This is a genomic window from Aquabacterium commune (genome assembly GCF_004362855.1).
GTDB classification, from domain to species: domain Bacteria; phylum Pseudomonadota; class Gammaproteobacteria; order Burkholderiales; family Burkholderiaceae_C; genus Aquabacterium; species Aquabacterium commune.
This window is the reverse complement of sequence record NZ_SNXW01000008.1, coordinates 1-18,257: the sequence shown is the minus strand read 5'-3', so window position 1 is coordinate 18,257 and position 18,257 is coordinate 1. Positions and strand designations below refer to the sequence as shown.

The 18,257-nt window shown below is 68.1% G+C and carries 18 protein-coding genes and 3 pseudogenes; 13 read left to right on the top strand and 8 right to left on the bottom strand.

Translation table 11 applies throughout. From position 1 onward, the window contains the following. Position 1: 1 nt before the first annotated feature. Positions 2 to 892, bottom strand: coding sequence for a metal-dependent hydrolase (locus EV672_RS13575; RefSeq protein ID WP_166643575.1), 891 nt, complete (start codon positions 890 to 892; stop codon positions 2 to 4). 236 nt (positions 893 to 1,128) lie between these two features. Here EV672_RS13575 and EV672_RS13570 point away from each other — a divergent pair, with 236 nt between their 5' ends. After that, positions 1,129 to 1,821 carry a hypothetical protein gene (locus EV672_RS13570; protein ID WP_243738693.1) on the top strand — a complete coding sequence of 231 codons (693 nt, stop codon included), beginning with the start codon at positions 1,129 to 1,131 and terminating at the stop codon, positions 1,819 to 1,821. Positions 1,822 to 1,834: 13 nt separating this feature from the next. Here EV672_RS13570 and EV672_RS13565 read toward each other — a convergent pair whose 3' ends face one another. The 5 genes from EV672_RS13565 to EV672_RS13545 are packed head-to-tail and all read right to left on the bottom strand — an operon-like array spanning position 1,835 to position 5,732. After that, positions 1,835 to 2,401: a hypothetical protein gene (locus tag EV672_RS13565; protein WP_133610120.1), complete on the bottom strand. Its 567-nt coding sequence runs from the start codon at positions 2,399 to 2,401 to the stop codon at positions 1,835 to 1,837. A 23-nt stretch (positions 2,402 to 2,424) separates the two neighbouring features. Continuing rightward, complete coding sequence (locus tag EV672_RS13560; RefSeq protein ID WP_133610118.1) at positions 2,425 to 3,879, bottom strand: NAD(P)(+) transhydrogenase (Re/Si-specific) subunit beta; 1,455 nt, start codon at positions 3,877 to 3,879, stop codon at positions 2,425 to 2,427. Beyond that, positions 3,880 to 4,197, bottom strand: coding sequence for an NAD(P) transhydrogenase subunit alpha part 2 (locus tag EV672_RS13555; protein ID WP_133610116.1), 318 nt, complete (start codon positions 4,195 to 4,197; stop codon positions 3,880 to 3,882). It lies immediately after the preceding gene. 21 nt (positions 4,198 to 4,218) lie between these two features. Then, a complete protein-coding gene (gene panD / locus EV672_RS13550) occupies positions 4,219 to 4,584 on the bottom strand; it encodes an aspartate 1-decarboxylase (RefSeq protein WP_133610114.1) in 366 nt (121 codons plus the stop codon). Positions 4,585 to 4,616: 32 nt separating this feature from the next. Then, positions 4,617 to 5,732 carry a Re/Si-specific NAD(P)(+) transhydrogenase subunit alpha gene (locus EV672_RS13545; RefSeq protein ID WP_133610112.1) on the bottom strand — a complete coding sequence of 372 codons (1,116 nt, stop codon included), beginning with the start codon at positions 5,730 to 5,732 and terminating at the stop codon, positions 4,617 to 4,619. A gap of 212 nt (positions 5,733 to 5,944) precedes the next feature. On the opposite strand from EV672_RS13545, the gene EV672_RS13540 reads away from it, so the two are divergent. From EV672_RS13540 to EV672_RS13525, 4 genes are read left to right on the top strand one after another with little or no spacing between them, the layout of a single operon-like run. Further along, positions 5,945 to 6,517, top strand: coding sequence for an NUDIX hydrolase (locus tag EV672_RS13540; protein ID WP_133610111.1), 573 nt, complete (start codon positions 5,945 to 5,947; stop codon positions 6,515 to 6,517). 15 nt (positions 6,518 to 6,532) lie between these two features. Further along, positions 6,533 to 7,696: a tRNA 2-thiouridine(34) synthase MnmA gene (mnmA, locus tag EV672_RS13535; RefSeq protein ID WP_133610109.1), complete on the top strand. Its 1,164-nt coding sequence runs from the start codon at positions 6,533 to 6,535 to the stop codon at positions 7,694 to 7,696. Between the two features lie 11 nt (positions 7,697 to 7,707). Then, entirely contained in the window at positions 7,708 to 8,172 is a 465-nt protein-coding gene (locus EV672_RS13530) for a PIN domain-containing protein (RefSeq protein WP_133610107.1), read from the top strand. Positions 8,173 to 8,190: 18 nt separating this feature from the next. Beyond that, positions 8,191 to 9,162 carry a PaaI family thioesterase gene (locus tag EV672_RS13525; protein ID WP_133610105.1) on the top strand — a complete coding sequence of 324 codons (972 nt, stop codon included), beginning with the start codon at positions 8,191 to 8,193 and terminating at the stop codon, positions 9,160 to 9,162. A 7-nt stretch (positions 9,163 to 9,169) separates the two neighbouring features. Here the strand turns inward: EV672_RS13525 and glpD are convergent, their stop codons facing one another. Beyond that, positions 9,170 to 10,873: a glycerol-3-phosphate dehydrogenase gene (gene glpD / locus EV672_RS13520; RefSeq protein ID WP_208110779.1), complete on the bottom strand. Its 1,704-nt coding sequence runs from the start codon at positions 10,871 to 10,873 to the stop codon at positions 9,170 to 9,172. Positions 10,874 to 11,109: 236 nt separating this feature from the next. Here glpD and EV672_RS13515 point away from each other — a divergent pair, with 236 nt between their 5' ends. From EV672_RS13515 to gstA, 6 genes are all read left to right on the top strand, one after another. Continuing rightward, positions 11,110 to 11,892, top strand: a complete 783-nt coding sequence (locus EV672_RS13515) for a DeoR/GlpR family DNA-binding transcription regulator (protein ID WP_133610101.1) — start codon at positions 11,110 to 11,112, stop codon at positions 11,890 to 11,892. 39 nt (positions 11,893 to 11,931) lie between these two features. Beyond that, entirely contained in the window at positions 11,932 to 13,476 is a 1,545-nt protein-coding gene (glpK, locus tag EV672_RS13510) for a glycerol kinase GlpK (protein ID WP_133610099.1), read from the top strand. Between the two features lie 27 nt (positions 13,477 to 13,503). Next, entirely contained in the window at positions 13,504 to 13,941 is a 438-nt protein-coding gene (locus tag EV672_RS13505) for a PACE efflux transporter (RefSeq protein WP_341770492.1), read from the top strand. 143 nt (positions 13,942 to 14,084) lie between these two features. Continuing rightward, positions 14,085 to 15,062 (top strand): alpha/beta fold hydrolase, encoded by a 978-nt coding sequence (locus tag EV672_RS13500; RefSeq protein WP_133610098.1) that lies wholly within the window; start codon positions 14,085 to 14,087, stop codon positions 15,060 to 15,062. 55 nt (positions 15,063 to 15,117) lie between these two features. Beyond that, positions 15,118 to 16,017 (top strand): metal-dependent hydrolase, encoded by a 900-nt coding sequence (locus EV672_RS13495; protein ID WP_133610096.1) that lies wholly within the window; start codon positions 15,118 to 15,120, stop codon positions 16,015 to 16,017. A gap of 139 nt (positions 16,018 to 16,156) precedes the next feature. Beyond that, positions 16,157 to 16,762: a glutathione transferase GstA gene (gene gstA, locus EV672_RS13490; RefSeq protein WP_133610094.1), complete on the top strand. Its 606-nt coding sequence runs from the start codon at positions 16,157 to 16,159 to the stop codon at positions 16,760 to 16,762. 177 nt (positions 16,763 to 16,939) lie between these two features. On the opposite strand, the pseudogene EV672_RS13485 reads toward gstA, so the two are convergent. Beyond that, positions 16,940 to 17,275, bottom strand: a pseudogene (locus EV672_RS13485) (transposase); the annotation flags it as partial. A 219-nt stretch (positions 17,276 to 17,494) separates the two neighbouring features. Here EV672_RS13485 and EV672_RS19100 point away from each other — a divergent pair. Further along, a pseudogene (locus EV672_RS19100) lies at positions 17,495 to 17,761 on the top strand (PAAR domain-containing protein); the annotation flags it as partial. 392 nt (positions 17,762 to 18,153) lie between these two features. Next, positions 18,154 to 18,257 (top strand): annotated as a pseudogene (locus EV672_RS13475) (IS5/IS1182 family transposase); the annotation flags it as partial.

The window sequence follows — 18,257 nt, the reverse complement described above, 5'->3', positions numbered from 1 at the left end:
GTCAGCGCGCAGCGATCACCTGCTGCGCATACGCCGTGCCGGCCTCGACCGGGTCGCCGCTGCGGTTGAAGGCTTCCAGCCAGGTGTCGTAATGGCCCATCTCCTTGTGCTGCCAGGGGTGGAAGCCGGGCTTGAAATAGCTCAGGTAGTAGCCCAGGGCCGGCAGGAAGACACCGCCCGGCTTGTAGAGCCACCAGGCGCCCTTGGCCAACATCTTGGCGCGCGCCCAGAAGCCGAAACCGTCGTCCTTGAGCATTTGGTTGACCATGTACCAGTTGCCGATCGGGTACTCGATGCTGAAGTAGATCAGGCCCGCGATGCGCGTGAAGTAGCCCGCCTTGGCGGCCTTCGTGAGCACGTCGAAACAGACGGCCTTGTGCTCCACCTCCTCGATCGAGTGCCAGGTGTACATGGCGCGGATGCGGTGGTCGAACGGTTCGATGATGTCCGGGCGCTCCATGAAGGTCGTGCACATCAGGGCCGTGAGGTGCTCGGCGGCGGCGGTGTAGGACAGGTTGAACGCGGCCGACCAGCGCGAGAGCTGCCACTTGAACTTGCGATCCAGGAAGCGCTGCGTCCAGGCCACGTTCAGGCCCTGCTTTTCCAGCATTTCGTTGAACTGCGTGTGCACGATGCCGTGCTGCGCTTCCTGGCGGGTGAAGTCCTTGACCTCCTGCAGCAGGTGCGGGTCGGTGACCTGGTCGCGGTAGGCGCGCACGCTGCTGATGAAGTAGCGCTCGCCGATCGGGAAGGTCAGCGACATCGCGTCGAAGAAGCGCGTCTTGTACGGGTCGCCGCCGTTCCAGAAGCGGGGGATGCGCTCGTCGAGCTGGAAGTCCAGCTTCTCGCGGGCCTGGATCGGGCGGGTGTGTTCGGGGTGCGGTGTGCTCACGGGTGTCTCCTCGTCAAGGGCCGTCGGACGCAGCCCATGACGCCATTGCACCGCCAGGTGGCTTGTCAGGTGCAGACAAGGCTGTGCCGGATCGGTCAAGTTGCGGGGCAGCGCACGCAGAGGAACGGGGGCAGACGCTGACAGATCGCGCGCTGGAGAATCTGGTCAAGGGGAAATCCGTGCCCGCCCCGGCTTGCGCGGCGTAAGCTTGGTGCACAGACTCAGTTGTGCTCTCCATGCCCCAGCCCCGCCGCCGCTGCGTCCACACCCTGTGCCTGCCCATGGCGCTCGCGCTGTCCGCCCTGCTGGCCGTGCTGTCTGGCTGTGCCTCGGGCGGCGCCGGCGCCGAAGCCACGGGGGAAGCCAAGAAGGAAGCCATGGGCGAAGGCCTCAGCCTGCCCAGCCTGCCCAAGTTCCCCGATTTGCCCAGTGTGCCGGCCATGGCCACCGTCAAGCCCACCACCAAGGACAGCGGCATCACCGAGCGCGTCGGCCAGGCGGCCATCACCCCGCTGAGCGACCTCAACGTCGTGCAGGAGGAAATCCCCGCCGCACTGCAGAGCGCGGCACAAGGCCCTTACGCCGCGCCCAAGGAAGCGGGATGCGCGGTCATCCTCGGTGAAGTCCAGTCCCTGGACGACGCCCTGGGCGCCGACCTGGACGATCCCAAAGCCAGCGAGAAACCCAGCCTGCTGACCCGCGGCACCTCCCTGGCCGAAAACGCCGGCGTGTCGGCCGTGCGCCGCACCGTCGAAGGCTTCGTGCCCTTTCGCAGCTGGTTGCGCAAGCTCAGCGGCGCCGAAAAGCACAGCAAGCAGGTGGGCGCGGCCATCATGGCTGGGGGGTTGCGCCGGGCCTATCTGAAGGGCCGCAGCGATGGGATGGGGTGTGTGCGGCCCGGTGCGGCGGCCATGGCCACGCAGCCCTGAGCGAGGCGTGCCCTCACAAACCCAGCGCGCGCCGCACCTCGGTCACGGCCGCGGCGCCCCGTGCGGCTTCCACCTCGGCCACCAGGCGCATGGCCACGCGCTGCAGCTCGATGACATCGGCTGCGCGTTCGATGTCCAGGGTGAAGCGGTAGCCCTTGATCAGGCCCAGGTGCGCTTTCACCAGGGCGTTGAGCCGGGTGTTGAGCTCGCTGTAGCTGAGCGAGGTGAACGACGTGGCCGGCACGCCAGCGGCCCGCCCGGCGGCCAGCTCGGCATCGGGGTCGGCCTGCGTGGCGGCGAAGGGCTCGGTGTCAGGAGATGCCGAGGCCGCCGATGGCGCGGACGATGCCATGGGCACCGCGGGCACCTGCAGCGCCTCGTCCACCGGCGCCACCAACCCCGCGTCGATCAGGGCCAGCAAGTCGGCCGGCGTGGCCCCTTGGACCATGCCCACCCAGACCTCGCCCGTGCGGGTCGGGTCCAGGATGAGCAAGAGGGTGCGCGCCGTGCGCGACAGCGCATGGGTCCGAGACTGGATCTCACTGCGACCCAGGGCCGTCTTGGCGTAGCGCGCAGGCATGGTCTGGCGTTTTATGCCAAGCCTTACTCCACGGCCTTGACCATGTCTTCCACGACCTTCTTGGCGTCGCCGAAGACCATCATGGTCTTGTCCATGTAGAACAGCTCGTTGTCCAGGCCGGCGTAGCCGCTGGCCATCGAACGCTTGTTCACGATCACCGTCTTGGCCTTGTAGGCCTCCAGGATGGGCATGCCGTAAATTGGGCTGCCCTTGACGTGTGCCGCCGGGTTCACCACGTCGTTGGCGCCCAGGATGATGGCCACGTCGGCCTGGCCGAACTCGCCGTTGATGTCTTCCATCTCGAAGACCTGGTCGTAAGGCACTTCGGCCTCGGCCAGCAGCACGTTCATGTGACCCGGCATGCGGCCCGCCACCGGGTGGATGGCGTACTTCACGGTGATGCCCTTCTCGGTCAGCTTGTGGGCCAACTCCTTGACGGCGTGCTGCGCGCGGGCCACGGCCAGGCCGTAACCGGGCACGATCACGACCGTCTCGGCGTTGCCCAGCACGAAGGCGGCGTCGTCGGCCGAGCCGCTCTTGACCGGGCGCTGCTGTTGCGCTGCGCCACCCGTGGCGGCCGCGGCGTCACCGCCAAAGCCACCCAGGATCACGTTGAAGAACGAGCGGTTCATGGCCTTGCACATGATGTAGCTCAGGATCGCGCCCGACGAGCCCACCAGCGAACCGGCGATGATCAGCATCGAGTTGTTCAGCGAGAAGCCGATGCCGGCCGCCGCCCAGCCCGAGTAGCTGTTGAGCATCGACACCACCACGGGCATGTCTGCGCCGCCGATGGGGATGATGATCAGCACGCCCAGCACGAAGCTCAGCGCGATCACAGCGAAGAAGGCCTCCATGCTCTGGGTGGCCATGAACAGGCCGATCAGGCCCACCAGCCCCAAGCCCAGCACCAGGTTCAGCATGTGCTGGCCGGCGAAGTTCACCGGCGCGCCCTGGAACAGGCGGAACTTGTACTTGCCGCTCAGCTTGCCGAAGGCAATGACCGAGCCCGAGAACGTGATGGCACCGATGGCCGCACCCAGCGACAGCTCCAGGCGGTTGCCCACCGGGATCAGCGCCAGGGCGTCGCCAATGGGCTTGGCCACGATCTGGAAGGCGTAGGGCTCGGCGACCACGGCCACGGCGATGAACACCGCGGCCAGGCCGATCATGCTGTGCATGAAGGCCACCAGCTCGGGCATCTTCGTCATCTCGACGCGCTTGGCCATGATGGCGCCCGCGCCGCCGCCCACCACCAGGGCGGCCAGCACATACGACAGGCCCGTGCCGAAATCGATGCCCAGCGCGGTGGCCTGGCCATGGATCAGGCCCACGGTGGTCAGCACGGCGATGGTCATGCCGACCATGCCGAAGAAGTTGCCACGGATGGACGTGGTCGGGTGGCTCAGTCCCTTGAGCGCCTGGATGAAACACACCGAGGCGAACAGGTACAGCAATGCGATGAGGTTCATGCTCATTTACTTGGCTCCCGCTTTCTTGTCCTTCTTCTTGAACATCTCCAGCATGCGGCGCGTGACGAGGAAACCCCCGAACACGTTGACCGCGGCCAGCGCCACAGCGAGCACGCCCATGGTCTTGCCCAGCGGCGTCACGGTCAAGGCGGCGGCCAGCATGGCGCCGACGATCACGATGGCGGACACGGCATTGGTCACGGCCATCAGGGGCGTGTGCAGAGCGGGGGTCACCGTCCAGACGACGTGGTAGCCCACGTAGATGGCCAGCACGAAGATGCTGAGGTTGATGACGACGTGGCTGACGGGCTCAAGGGCTTCCATCGGGGTCTCCAGGAGGTTGGATCAGTCGAACTTGCGGACTTCCTTGATGGCATTGCGCTCGTCGAGCAACACCACCTTGGGCTTGTAGCTGGCCACTTCTTCCTCGTTCATCGGCGCGTAGGTGCAGATGATCAGCAGGTCGCCCACATGGGCACGGCGGGCGGCCGCGCCATTGAGCGAGATCGTGCCGGTGCCGCGCGGCGCCTTGATGATGTAGGTGGCAAACCGTTCGCCGTTGTTGACGTTGTAGAGCTCGATGTACTCGAACTCCTTCATGTCGGCGGCGTCCATCAGGTCTTCGTCGATGCCACAGGAACCTTCGTAGTCCAGGATGGCTTCGGTGACGGTGGCGCGGTGCAGTTTCGCGCGCAGCATGTTGCGTTGCATGGCTTTCTCCTCGGGTCGCGGGGGCAGGTACTTCAAGCCCGCAGCAACTGACCGTCGCGGCACATCAGGCAGGCCTTGACGATGTCGTCTTCGAGATCGACGTGGAACTGGCCTTCCTTGTTGAAGACCAGTTTCAGGAAGTCCAGCACGTTGCGGGCGTACAGTGCGGACGCGTCGGCGGCCACCAGGGCCGGCAGGTTGGTTTCACCGACCAGGGTCACGCCGTGCTTGACCACGGTCTGGCCGGCTTCGGTCAGCGGGCAGTTGCCACCGGCGGGCGCGGCCAGGTCCACGATGACGGAGCCCGGCTTCATCGCCTTGACCATGTCTTCGGAGACCAGCACCGGCGCGGCACGGCCCGGGATCAGGGCGGTGGTGATGACGATGTCGGCGGCGGCCACGCGCTTGGCGACCTCCACCTTCTGGCGGTCCAGCCAGGACTGCGGCATCGGGCGGGCGTAACCGCCCACGCCTTCGGCGGCTTCCTTCTCTTCGGCGGTCTCGAAGGCCACGTCGATGAACTTGGCGCCCAGCGACTCGACCTGCTCCTTCACCGAAGGGCGCACGTCCGAGGCTTCGATGACCGCGCCCAGGCGCTTGGCCGTGGCGATGGCCTGCAGACCGGCCACGCCCACGCCCAGGATCACCACGCGGGCGGCCTTGACGGTGCCGGCGGCGGTCATGAGCATCGGGAAGATGCGCTGGTACTTGTCGGCCGCGATCATGACGGCCTTGTAGCCCGCCAGGTTGGCCTGCGAGGACAGCACGTCCATGCTCTGGGCACGGGTGGTGCGCGGCGCGGCTTCCAGGGCGAAGGCGGTCAGCTTGGCGTCGGTCATGCCTTGCAGGCCGTCCTTGTCGAACGGGTTGAGCATGCCCACGACGACGGCGCCGGGCTTCATCTGTGTACGTTCTTCGGCGCTGGGCGCGCGGACCTTCAGCACCATGTCGGCACCCAGGGCGCCCGCCACATCGGTGATCTCGGCGCCGGCGGCCACATAGGCCTCGTCGGTCACGCTGGCCGACACACCTGCGCCAGATTGCACGCGCAGGGTGTGTCCCTGGGCTTTGAGCTTCTTGACGGTTTCGGGGGTCACGGCCACGCGGGTCTCGCCCGCGAAGGTTTCCATGGGTATGCCGATGAGCATACGGTCTCCTAGGTGTGGTGCCAAACCCACCAGCATACACAAGGTTGGGGGATTTCCCAGGTCGCACCCGACACAAGACGCCATGTTTGCGTCGCCCAGGCGCCCCACCCCCTTGATTTGATGCTGTTTGTTGTCACATCACGGCACCGGCGCTGGCGCATCTGCCGATCGGTCATGCACAGGCCACAACAATGGCGGATAATCTCGGGTTCATGAACTCAGCCGATCTGCTGGAAGCCGCGCCCGGACAGACCACTGCCTCCACGGAGCCAGTGACGCACACGTCCAAGGCCCGCTGGAAGCCCAACGTCACCGTGGCCGCCCTCATCGAGCGCGACGGCCGTTTCCTGCTCGTCGAGGAAGACACCTCCGACGGCCTGCTGCTGAACAACCCCGCGGGCCACCTGGACCCGGGCGAGTCGCCGCTGCAGGGCGTGATGCGCGAAACGCTGGAAGAAACCACCTGCACGTTCACGCCCGAGGGTTTCCTGGGCCTGTACATGTCGCGCTTTCGCCGCACCCGCACGGGCGAGGACATCACCTACCTGCGCATGGCCTTTTTCGGTTCGGTGTCCGAGGCCGATCCGGCCCTGAGCCTGGACGAAGGCATCGTGCGCACGGTGTGGATGACGGCCGACGAGATCCGAGCCTGCCCCGAGCGCCACCGCAGCCCCCTGGTGCTGGAGTGCCTGGAAAGCTACCTGGCCGGCGAACGCTACCCGCTCGGCATCCTGACCGTGCACGACAGCGTCTTCGCGGCGCCCGCACACCACCGCGCGGCCTGAGCCCTGCTGCCGCGGATGTCCCTGCGCCCCCAACGTGTCGTCGTCGGCCTCAGTGGCGGAGTGGATTCCGCCGTCACGGCCTGGCTGCTCAAGCAGCAGGGGCACGAGGTCATCGGGGTCTTCATGAAGAACTGGGAGGATGACGACCTCCCCGCCGACGGGTCGGGCGACGACCACAGCGAGTTCTGCTCCAGCCGTCAAGACTTCCTCGACGCCGCCTCGGTGGCCGACGTCATCGGCATCGAGATCGAGCACGTGAACTTCGCGGCCGACTACAAAGACCGCGTCTTCGCCGAGTTCCTGCGCGAGTACCAGGCCGGGCGCACGCCCAACCCGGACGTGCTGTGCAACGCCGAGATCAAGTTCAAAGCCTTCCTCGACCACGCCATGCGCCTGGGCGCCGACAAAATCGCCACGGGCCACTACGCCCGCGTGCGCACGGTGGCCGATGCGTCCTTCGCCGGCGGTGAGCGCGTCGAGCTGCTCAAGGGCCTGGACCCGCTCAAGGACCAGAGCTACTTCCTGCACCGCCTGAACCAGGCGCAGCTGGCCAAGACGCTGTTCCCGGTGGGCGAGCTGCCGAAGACGGAGGTGCGCCGCATCGCCGCCGACATCGGCCTGCCCAACGCGAAGAAGAAGGATTCCACCGGCATCTGCTTCATCGGCGAGCGCCCCTTCCGCGAGTTCCTCAACCGCTACCTGGCCAACGAGCCCGGCCCGATCAAGGACGACCGGGGTCGCGTGCTGGGCGAACACGTGGGTCTGAGCTTTTACACACTCGGCCAGCGCAAGGGCATCGGCATCGGCGGCGTGAAAGAGAAGAACGCGCCCCGCGGCGGCGGCGAGCACGAGCCCTGGTTCGTGGCCCGCAAGGACATGGCCCGCAACACCCTGTACGTGGTGCAGGGCCACGACCACCCCTGGCTGCAGCAGCGCACCCTGGTGGCCAACGACCTGAGCTGGGTGGACGGCCGCGGGCCGCAGGTGGGCGACGCCGGCGTGGGCGCCAAGACGCGCTACCGCCAGGCCGATGCGCCCTGCGCGGTGACGGCGGCCAGCGCAGGCCAAGTGAGCCTTCACTTCGCGGATGGGCAATGGGCGGTCACGCCGGGGCAGTCCGCGGTGCTCTATCGCGGGGACGTGTGCCTGGGCGGGGGCGTGATCGCTTCGGCGGCCTGAGCACAGCCTGAATGCGGCGTGAGAACCCCATGGGCAGCATCGGCGCACCCATCGTCATCCTCGACACCAACGCCCTGCTCGACTGGCGCGTCTTCAAAGACCCCGCCGCCCAAGCCATCGTGGACGGCATCCTGAGCGGGCAACTGCGCTGGCTGGCATCGCCGTCGATGGAGCAGGAATGGCACCAGGTCTGGCCGCGCAGTTACTTCCGCGACTGGCAGCCCGACCCGATGCTGACGCTGACGGTGTTCCAGCATGCCACCTTCGTCGAAGAACCGCCGCGTGGCCCGCTGCGCTGCAAGGATCCGGACGACCAGGTCTTCATCGACCTGGCCCTGCACGTGGGCGCGCGCTGGCTGTTCAGCAAGGACGCCGCGCTGCTGAAGCTGGCCGGACGCGCCAGGAAGCTGTCGGGTCTGGATGTCACCCAGCTGACGCAATGGTCAGGCTTGGTGGACAATGCGGGTTCTCCCTGACCACTCCCAGCAGCGACCATGAGCATCTTCACGGGCAACCACCGCCAGGCCTGGGCCGAGGCCTTCATCGCTGGCATCCCCTACGCCGTGGCCTCGGGCATGACGCTGGTGGAGACCGGCCCCGGCCAAGCCAGCCTCTTGCTGCCGGCGCGCAGCACCTGGACGGGTGACGCAGAGCGTCAGCTCATCCACCCCGGCTGCCTGAGCGTGCTGGCCGACACGGCCTGCGGCGTGGCCGTGGGCTGCGCCCTGGAAGAACTCGAGCCCTTCGCCACGCTCGATTTGCGCATGGACTACCTGCGCCCACCCGTGGCCGAGACCGACCTGGTGTGCCGGGCCGAATGCCACCGCCTGTCACGCAGCGTGGCCTTCGTGCGTGGCGAGCTGACGCAGCCGGGCCAGAGCGAGCCCGTGGCCACGGTCTATGCGACCTTCATGCGCGCCACCGCTGCGACGCGCCGCCAGGACGTGCCCGCGCAAACCCCGCGGCCGACCCCGTCCCAGGCGGCGTCCACCCTGATGTCGCCAGCGTCCATCGAGCCCAGCCAGGTCTTCACCAGCGTGGCCGCCGACCTGCCCGAGACCCTGGCCGTGCCGACGGGCCGCTCGCCGTACGTGGACTTCCTCAACGTGCACCAGCAGCCGCAAATCGACGCCGGCCCGGTGTTCCGCATGCCCTACAAGCCCGAGCTGATCGGCAACCCGGTGCTGCCGGCGCTGCACGGCGGCATCCTGGCGGGCTTCGGGGAAACGGCCATGATCCTGCACCTGCTGGCCACCAACCCCGGCATGGCGGGCATCCCGCGCAGCGTGGATTTCGCCATCGCCTACATGCGCTCGGCCAAGCCCATCGACACCTTCGCGCAGAGCACCACGGTGCGCCAGGGCAACCGCGTGGCACTGGTGATGGTCTCGCTGTGGCAGGACGACCCGCAGCGCCCGGTGGTGCAGGCGCGCGGCCACTTCCTGATGCCGCGCGACGACGCCTGAGCCGGGTTCAGTCTGCCGCGTCGCGCGTCATGGCGCTGTGGTGGAAGGCCTGCGCGCCCGACTGGGCCTGCGCGGCGAACCAGTCGGCCACGGCCTGGCGCTGGGCCGGCGTGCAGTGCAGGCCCAGCTTGGTGCGCCGCCAAAGCACGTCGTCGGCGGTGAGCGCCCATTCCTGGCGCTTGAGGTAGAACAGCTCGGCCTCGTAGAGGTCGGGCGCGACTTCGGCGCCCAGGTCGGCGCGCGAGGTGATGCCGTCGAGCAGGCGCAGCGCGCGGCTGCCGTAGGCGCGGCTCCAGCGCTTGGCCAGGCCCAGGTCCATCCAGGGATGGCGCTGGCGCAGCTGCACCTGGAAGGCGGCGATGTCGGTGGCGGGGTCGCGCAGCTCGTCAAGCACATCGGACAGGTCGCCGCCGGGCAAGGGGGCGCTGTCCGTCCAGGCGCGGCGGCTTTCGCCCAGCAGCTCGCCGACCTGGTCGGCGGCCTGCTCGGACAGCAGGCGGAAGGTGGTCAACTTGCCGCCCCACACCGTCAACCACGGCGCCGGCCGCGACTGGGCCTGCAGCAGGTAGTCGCGCGTGACCGCCGAGGCCGAGCCATGGGCATCGTCCAGCAAGGGCCGCACGCCGGCGTACGACCACACCACGTCGGACGGCGCAATGGCCCGGCGCAGGTAGCGGCCCAGTTCGCGGCAGAGGTAGGCGGTTTCGTCTTCGTCGATGGCGACGTGGGCGGGGTCGCCGCGGAACTCGACGTCGGTGGTGCCGATGAGGGTGAAGTCGCGCTCGTAGGGGATGGCGAAGATGATGCGGCGGTCCTGGCCCTGGAAGATGTAGGCGTGGTCGTGCGTGAAGAGCTTGGGCACGACGATGTGGCTGCCTTTGACCAGGCGCAGCGCACCAACGGGCGCCGCCGGGGCCGAGGCCTTGCGCGCCGGCTTGGCGGTGGCTGACGGCGGCACGGCCATGACCTCCCGCAGCAGGTGCTCGGCCCAGGGGCCGGCGGCATTGACCACGGCGCGGGCGCGCACCGCGACGCGGCGGGTTTCCAGGCCCGTGGCGGCGTCGCGGCGGCTCAGGTCGATGCGCCAGCAGCCACCGTCGGGCCGGATGCTGTCGGCGCGGGTCCGCGTCAGCACCTGGGCGCCGCGCTCGGCGGCGTCCAGCGCGCACAGCGCCACGAGGCGGGCGTCATCGACCCAGCCATCGGAATAGACGAAGCCTTGCGTCCAGCCCGGCTTGAGCGGCTCGCCCAGCGGGCTGTCGCGCAGCGAGACGGCGTGGCTGCCAGGCAGGAATTCGCGCCGCGCCAGGTGGTCGTAGAGCCACAAACCGAGGCGGATCAACCAGGCCGGGCGCATGGACGCGTCGTGCGGCAGCACGAAGCGCAGCGGCCACATCACGTGCGGGGCGCTGCGCAGCAGCACTTCGCGCTCCTGCAGGGCCTTGCGCACGAGGCCGAACTCGCGGTGCTCCAGGTAGCGCAAACCGCCGTGGATGAGCTTGGTGGACGCCGAAGATGTGTGGCTGGCCAGGTCGTCCTGCTCGCACAGCACCACGCTCCAGCCGCGACCCGCCAAGTCCCGCGCGATGCCCACGCCATTGATGCCGCCGCCCACCACGAGCACGTCGCAGTGGTGGTCCACCGGCGCCGGCGGCACGGGCGTCGCCGGGGCATCGGGGCTCACGCGGTCGGGGCTCACGCGGTCGGACATCACGTGGTCGGGGTCGAGGGGCAATGGCATCTCCTGGAGGGCTTGCGGCGTCATTGTGCCCGGCCGCAGGCCGCGGTCTTGTGCGTTTTGCGCCAGTCTGTGGCGCGATGCGTGCAATCCCTGGGCCTGAAGCTGCGCGTTTCCCTTCTTTTGTGTTGCATATTTTTCGGATAGGCTGTTGGGTTGATGCTGCCATCCCTTGTCTGTGCGCGATCCGCACGCACCGCCCGCACGCCATGTCCCTCGCCACCTCCTGGAGCCCCAACCCCCGCCAACAGGCCTTGCTCGACGAGGTGAAGGCGCGTGGCGCTGTCTCGGTCGAACGCCTGGCCCAGCGCCTGGACGTGACGATGCAGACGGTGCGCCGCGACGTCCAGCGCCTGGCCGAAGCCGGCCTGCTGACGCGCTTCCACGGTGGCGTCAGCCTGCCGCGCGAGGCCCCCAGCGTGGGCGCCTGGAAGGAGCGCCAGGCCCTGTATGCCGACGCCAAGGCGCGCATCGCCCGCTCGGTGGCGGCGGCCATCCCCGAAGGCAGCACGCTGATGCTGGGCATCGGCACGACGGTCGAGGCCGTGGCGCGCGAGCTCATCCACAAACCCGGCTTGACGGTGGTCACGCACAACCTGCACGTGGCCAGCCTGCTCAGCGAGCACACCCAATGCAAGGTGCACGTGGCCGGCGGCATGCTGCGCAACCGCGACAGCGCCATGGAAGGCGACAGCACGGTGGAGTACCTGCAGCAGTTCAAGGTGGACGTCGCCCTGCTGGGCACCCTGGGCATCGACCCGGACGGCAGCCTGCGCGACCGCGACCTGCGCGAGCAGGCCGTCACCCAGGCCATGGTGGCGCAGGCCCGCGAGAGCTGGCTGGTGGCCGACGTCAGCAAGTTCGGCCAGCCCGGCCTGGCCCAGGTGGCCCACCTGCGCGACTGCAAGCGCGTCTTCACGCAAGCCCTGCCGCCTGCGCCCTTCCCCAAGCTGCTGCAGGAATGGGACATCGCGCTGACCATCGCGCCGTGACCATCGCGCCCTGATCTCCGCCCTGACAAGGAGCCCGCCATGGCCCTGATCCTCGCCCTCGACCAGGGCACCTCCAGCTCGCGCAGCATCGTCTTCGACGCGCAAGGCCACATCGTCGCCAGCGCCCAGCAAGAGATCCCGCAGCACTACCCGCAACCCGGCTGGGTCGAACACGACCCGCTGACGCTGTGGGCCACGCAGCGCGACACCGCCCGCCAGGCCCTGCAGCAAGCCGCCACCGCTCTGGCCAGCGAAGGCCGCTCGCTGGGCGAGCTGCGCGCCATCGGCGTGACCAACCAGCGCGAAACCACCGTGCTGTGGCGCCGCGACACCGGCCAGCCCCTGGCCCGCGCCATCGTCTGGCAGGACCGCCGCACCGAAGCGCAATGCGCCCGCTGGCGCGCGCAAGGCCTGGAAGCCACGGTGCGCGCCAAGACCGGCCTGGTCATCGACGCCTATTTCTCGGGCAGCAAGCTGCAATGGCTGCTGGACAACGTCGATGGCGCGCGCGCGGCCGCCGAGCGTGGCGAGCTGGCCTTCGGCACCGTGGACAGCTGGCTGCTGTGGCAGCTCACCGGCGGGCGCGTGCATGCCACCGACGTGAGCAACGCCTCGCGCACCATGCTCTTCAACATCCACACCGGCGACTGGGACGGCGACTTGCTCGCGCTGATGCAGATCCCGCGCAGCGTGCTGCCGCAGGTGCACCCGTCCAGCCACATCTTCGGCGAGGCCCTGGCCGGGGTGTGGGGCCCTGCGGATGCCATGCCTGCGAGCCTCCCGACCCGCATCCCGATCGGTGGCATGGCCGGTGACCAGCAGGCCGCGCTGTTCGGCCAGGCGGGCTTCGAGGCCGGGCTGGCCAAGAACACCTACGGCACCGGCTGCTTCATGCTGATGCACACCGGCGCGCAAGCCGCCACCTCGACCAACGGCTTGCTGACCACGGCCGCGGCCCAGCCCGACGCCACACCGGCCTACGCGCTGGAAGGCAGCGTGTTCATCGGCGGGGCGGTGGTGCAGTGGCTGCGCGACGGCCTGCAGGCCATCCAGGCGGCCAGCCAGGTGCAGTCCCTCGCCGAAAGCGTGCCCGACGCCGGCGGCGTGATGTTCGTGCCGGCCTTCACCGGCCTGGGCGCGCCCTACTGGCAGTCGGACGCGCGCGGCGCCATCGTCGGGCTGACGCGCGGCAGCACGGTGGCGCACATCGCGCGGGCGGCGCTCGAATCGATCGCCTTCCAGAGCACGGCGCTGCTGCAGGCCATGGCGCGCGACGTCTCGGCCGTGGGTGGCCCGCCCGTGACCGAGCTGCGCGTGGACGGCGGCGCCTGCGTCAACAACCTGCTGATGCAGTTCCAGGCCGACCTGCTGGGCATCCCGGTGGTGCGGCCCCAGGTGGTCGAAACCACGGCCCTGGGCGCGGCCTACCTGGCCGGTCTGGCCACGGGCGTCTATGCCGACCGGCACGCCATCGCCCGGCTGTGGCAGGCCGAGCGCACGTTCTACCCGACGCTGTCGCGCGAGCGCGCGGCCGAGCTCATGGCGCGCTGGGAGCACGCGGTGCGCCAGGCCTGCGCGGGCTGACGGCCAGCGCCCCCACACGCACCTCTCATGCACCTGCAAGGCCTGCGCCGCAAGCTCATCCACGCCTGCTTGTACGAAGCCATCGCCATCGGCATCGTCACGGTGGCCGTGCGCCTGGCGCGTCCTGACGCCGACACGGCCGAAGCCGGCCTGCTGGCCGTGAGCACCTCGGTCATCGCCTTGCTGTGGAACATGGCCTTCAACACCTGGTTCGAAGCCTGGGAGGCGCGCCAGGCCGACCGCACCCGCACCGCCCGCCGGCGCATGGCCCACGCCATCGGTTTCGAGGGCGGGCTGGCGGCCATGACGGTGCCCTTGATCGCCTGGTGGCTGCAGGTGTCGTGGTGGGCCGCCCTGCTGGCCGACCTGGGCCTGCTGGTGTTTTTCCTGGGCTACACCCTGATCTTCAACTGGGTGTTCGACCACGCTTTCGGGCTGCCCAGCCACCCCACCCGCTCGGGTTAGCCCTTGGTTTTGTTGACGCGACCTTGTTTCGCGTCAAAGCCTGTCGCCGGCTCGCCCTTTGTGTCGCGCATGCGCCTACGGACAAAGGCAGGTCAACCGAATCATGGGCGGCGCTCGCATCCACGCCAGCGCCAGGCCCACGCATGAACACCACCGCAGTCCACAGCCCATCCCCCCGCGCGCCCATCGCCCGCCGCCACTTCACGGTGCGCGGCCCCGATGGCGAGCTGGCCGTCACCACCTGGGGCGACGCCCGCCTGCCGGTCATCGTCTTCGTGCACGGCTACCCCGACAACAGCAGCAAGTGGGAAGACGTGGCGCAGCGGCTCTGCGATGACTTCTTCGTGGTGGCCTACGACGTGCGCGGCGCCGGGCGCTCCTTCACGCCGACGGGCGGCGCAGGCGCCTACAAGCTCGACCGCCTGTGCGCCGACTTCACCGCCGTGATCGACGCCGTCAGCCCCCAGCGCCCGGTGCACCTGGTGGCGCACGACTGGGGCTCCATCCAGGCCTGGGAGTTCGCCACCGAGCCCGCGCTGGCGGGGCGCTTGCTGTCCTACACGACCGCATCGGGCCCCTGCCTGGACCACGTCGGCCACTGGATGCGCGACCGCATCGCACGCCCCACGCCGGGCAACCTGTGGCAGGTGGGCAAGCAGCTGGTGAAGTCCTGGTACATCTACCTCTTCCACCTGCCCTGGCTGCCCGAAGCGCTGTGGCGCGGCGTGCTGGGCCGCCGCTGGCACCAGGTGCTGCGCGTGCTGGAGTCCACCTCGGTGCCGCCGCGCGAAGGCCAGGCCCACGACGGCGCCAATGGCGTGAACCTTTACCGCGCCAACATGCTGCCGCGCCTGTTCGGCCCGCGCGCGCGCCATGCCCACGCGCCGGTGCAGGTGCTGGCCCTGATGAAGGACCACTACGTCAACCCGGCCCTCACCGAGAACCTCGGCCGCTGGGTGCCCGAGCTGTGGCGCCGCGAGGTCCAGGGCGGCCACTGGCTGTCCCTGAAGAACCCGGCGCTGTTCGCCGGCCTGGTGCGCGAGTTCGTCACCCACATCGAAGGTGCGCCGGCGTCGGCGGCCTTGCAGCATGCCCGCGTGCGCAGTGCGCCATCGCCTTGAGCGGCGCTGAGCCCGCGTCCTGCCCGACACCTTCCCCGCATCTCCCGAAGCCCCCATGAACACGACCCCGTCCGCTGCGCACCACGCCCTGGCACCCCGCCACGTCAAGTTCGACTGGCAGCACACCCCCGTGCAATGGCTGCCGGGCGACGCCTTCGCCACCCACACCATCAACGTGCTGCACCTGCTGTTCCCGGCCGGTGAGCTGTGGTTCTGCCGCGTCTACAACAAGGTCCTGCCGCAGATCACCGACCCGCAGGTGCACGCCGATGCCAAGGGCTTCATGCGCCAGGAAGCCATCCATGCGCGCTCGCACGAAGGCGTGCTCAAGCATTACCACCAGACGCACGGCATCGACACAGACCCCTTCACCGACAAGATCGACCACCTCTTCAAGCACTTCCTGGGCGAGGCGCCCTTTGGCTTGAAGATCGGGCACACGCGCTTCTGGATCCGCCAGCAGCTGGGCACCATCGCCGCGCTGGAGCACTTCTTCGGCTACCTGGGCCACTGGGTGCTCAACGCCAAAGGCCTGGACGAAGCCCAGGCCGACCCGATGATGCTGGACCTGCTGCGCTGGCACGGCGCCGAAGAGGTCGAGCACCGCATGGTGGCCCACACCCTGTTCCAGCACATGGGCGGCAACGACCTGGAGCGCGTCCTGCACATGCTGCTGGTGATGGGCATCTTGCTGTCCCTGATCTACCAGGGCAACCGCTTCATGATGAAGGCCGACCCGCAGCGACCCCGCCTGGTGGGCTTCCTGCGCGGCTGGCGTGACAGCGCCAAGGCGGGCCACCTGCCCGCGCTGGGCCATGTGATCGCGGCCGCCGCGCGCTATTTCGGCCCGCGCTTCACGCCCGGCGACGAGGGCGACACGGCCCAGGCCCTGGCCTACCTGGCCTCGTCGCCCGCGGCCTCGGCGGCCCAGCACGGCGGCAGCTTCCGGGGCTGAGCGCGGCCAGGCCCTGGCAGGGCGCGGCACACAGCCCCTGCTTGCCACAAATCCGGGATGCGTGCGAAAGCCCTTCGCCAGCAGGGTCCATGAGCCTGCGCGCCAGAATGCGCCACCCCATGACCCACGGAGACCCCCGATGAAGCTCTACCTGAAACCCGGTGCCTGTTCGCTGTCACCGCACATCGTCCTGCAGGAACTTGGCCTCGCGCACGAGACCGAAGTCGTGGACCTGGCCAAGAAGGTCACGGCCAGCGGTGCCAACTTCCTCGACATCAACCCCAAGGGCTACGTGCCAGCCCTGACGCTCGACGACGGCAGCCTGCTGACCGAAGGCCCGGCCATCGTGCAGTACCTGGCCGACCTCCACCCCGAAGCCAAGCTGGCGCCGCCCAATGGCTCGCTGGCGCGCTACCAGCTGCAAAGCTGGCTGACCTACATCGGCACCGAGCTGCACAAGAACTTCACGCCCTTCTTCAACCCGGCCGCCAGCGCCGAGATGAAATCGCAGGCCGGCGCCATGCTGCAGCGCCGCTTCGCACTGGTCGAGTCCGAGCTGGCCAGCAAGTCCTACCTGATGGGCGAAGACTTCACCGTCGCCGACGCCTACCTGTTCACCGTGACCAGCTGGGCCAAGTTCATCAAGTTCGACCTCAGCGCTTTCCCCCAGCTGCAGGCCTTCCAGACCCGCGTGGCCGCCCGCCCGGCGGTGCAGCGCGCGCTCAAGGCCGAAGGGCTGATCTGAGCCCCCAGGCGGGTCGGGGCACCCGGGGCGGGCCCGCCTTCCTATAATCCACAGACTCCCTGTTTTGCAGGCCAATGGGCTTTGTTGCACAGGTCGAATTGGACACGAGAAGACCTCAACCCCAGACGCAGCTATGCCGTGGCGTCCACACGCACAGTGGTCGGGCGCTGTCCACCGCAGGTCCAGCGCGCTGGTGCTGGCACGGTAGGGCAATTGCACCCGCAAGCTCCTCTGGCGCCCGCCAGTCAAGGCTCGCCATGCGCAGCAGACTCTCGACCAGGCCCAAACTTTGGCGCAAGGCCAAGCCAAACAGGCGCTTGATGTTCAAGCAGAACTGGATGGCTTCATCGGAGAAAATCCGCTGGCGGCCCCAACTGCCAATGGCCTGGGCGCACCACTGCATGTCTTTGTCCAACCAGATGGTCAGCGCGCCCCTCAGGCTTTGAGCGCAGCGTCGTACGCCGCACAGTTGGTGGGTGGACTGGCACCGCGCCTTGGCGCCCTTCGGCTCAGTCATGAACCGAAGGGCGCCAGCTCAGTTGGCCTGCCCTGTGCAACAAAGCCAATCTCCAGTGTCATCGCGTGACGGGCCGCTGCTTGAACTGCCAAGTGACTCACGCGGAGGTGCCAAGCAGGATGGGGCACCGCCCCCCCCTTGGTGGGGGGGCCTGCGAAACACGCTCGTTACATCTGTTGGCTACATTCGTACGATCAAATCAAAGAGGGGTACGCATGGGACGAAGGCCATTCATCGTGGTCGGTGATCAAACCGACCACGGCGGCGTCGTTGTCGAAGGCTCTGGGATGACGGACACGCACGGCAAACGAATTGCACGCGTGGGCGATCAAGTGACTTGCCCAAAGAAGGGGCACGGCACAACGGTGATCGTCACGGGTGATCCGACCATGATCATTGACGGCAAGGCAGCTGCGAGAGAAGGCGACAAATGCGCATGTGGCGCCACATTGATCGCTGGTCAGCGCGTGAGTACCACTGGTGATGGTGAATCTTCGAATACTCCGGCGAATTCCTCCGGAGTATTCGCACGCTACGCAAGTTCAACAAACGACACAGATACAGGCCACTCTCATGATATTCATTTTCTCGTTACAGATGAAACCACCGGCAAACCACTGATTCACACGCCATATCGACTGACCCTGGAGGACGGCACGAGTGTCACAGGGCGAACAGATGGCCAAGGCTTGACCAGAAAAATATCATCAAACACACAGCAATTCGCTTACATAGAAGCGCCTTACTATGCCCACAGCACAAGCACTTCTGACGCCCACATCGGATACGACGCCTGCAACTGTTAGGGAAGGTCTGCATAAATCGCCCGGACACGTGCTTGGCGCCGACCTGATTGCCTGAGACCATTGAGCCCATGAAGCAAAGCAGCCTTGGATTGGGAACCTCGACGAAGCGCACCCGCCGCCGGGAGTTCCTCGACGAGATGGACCGGGTGGTGCCGTGGTCCGACCTGGTGGT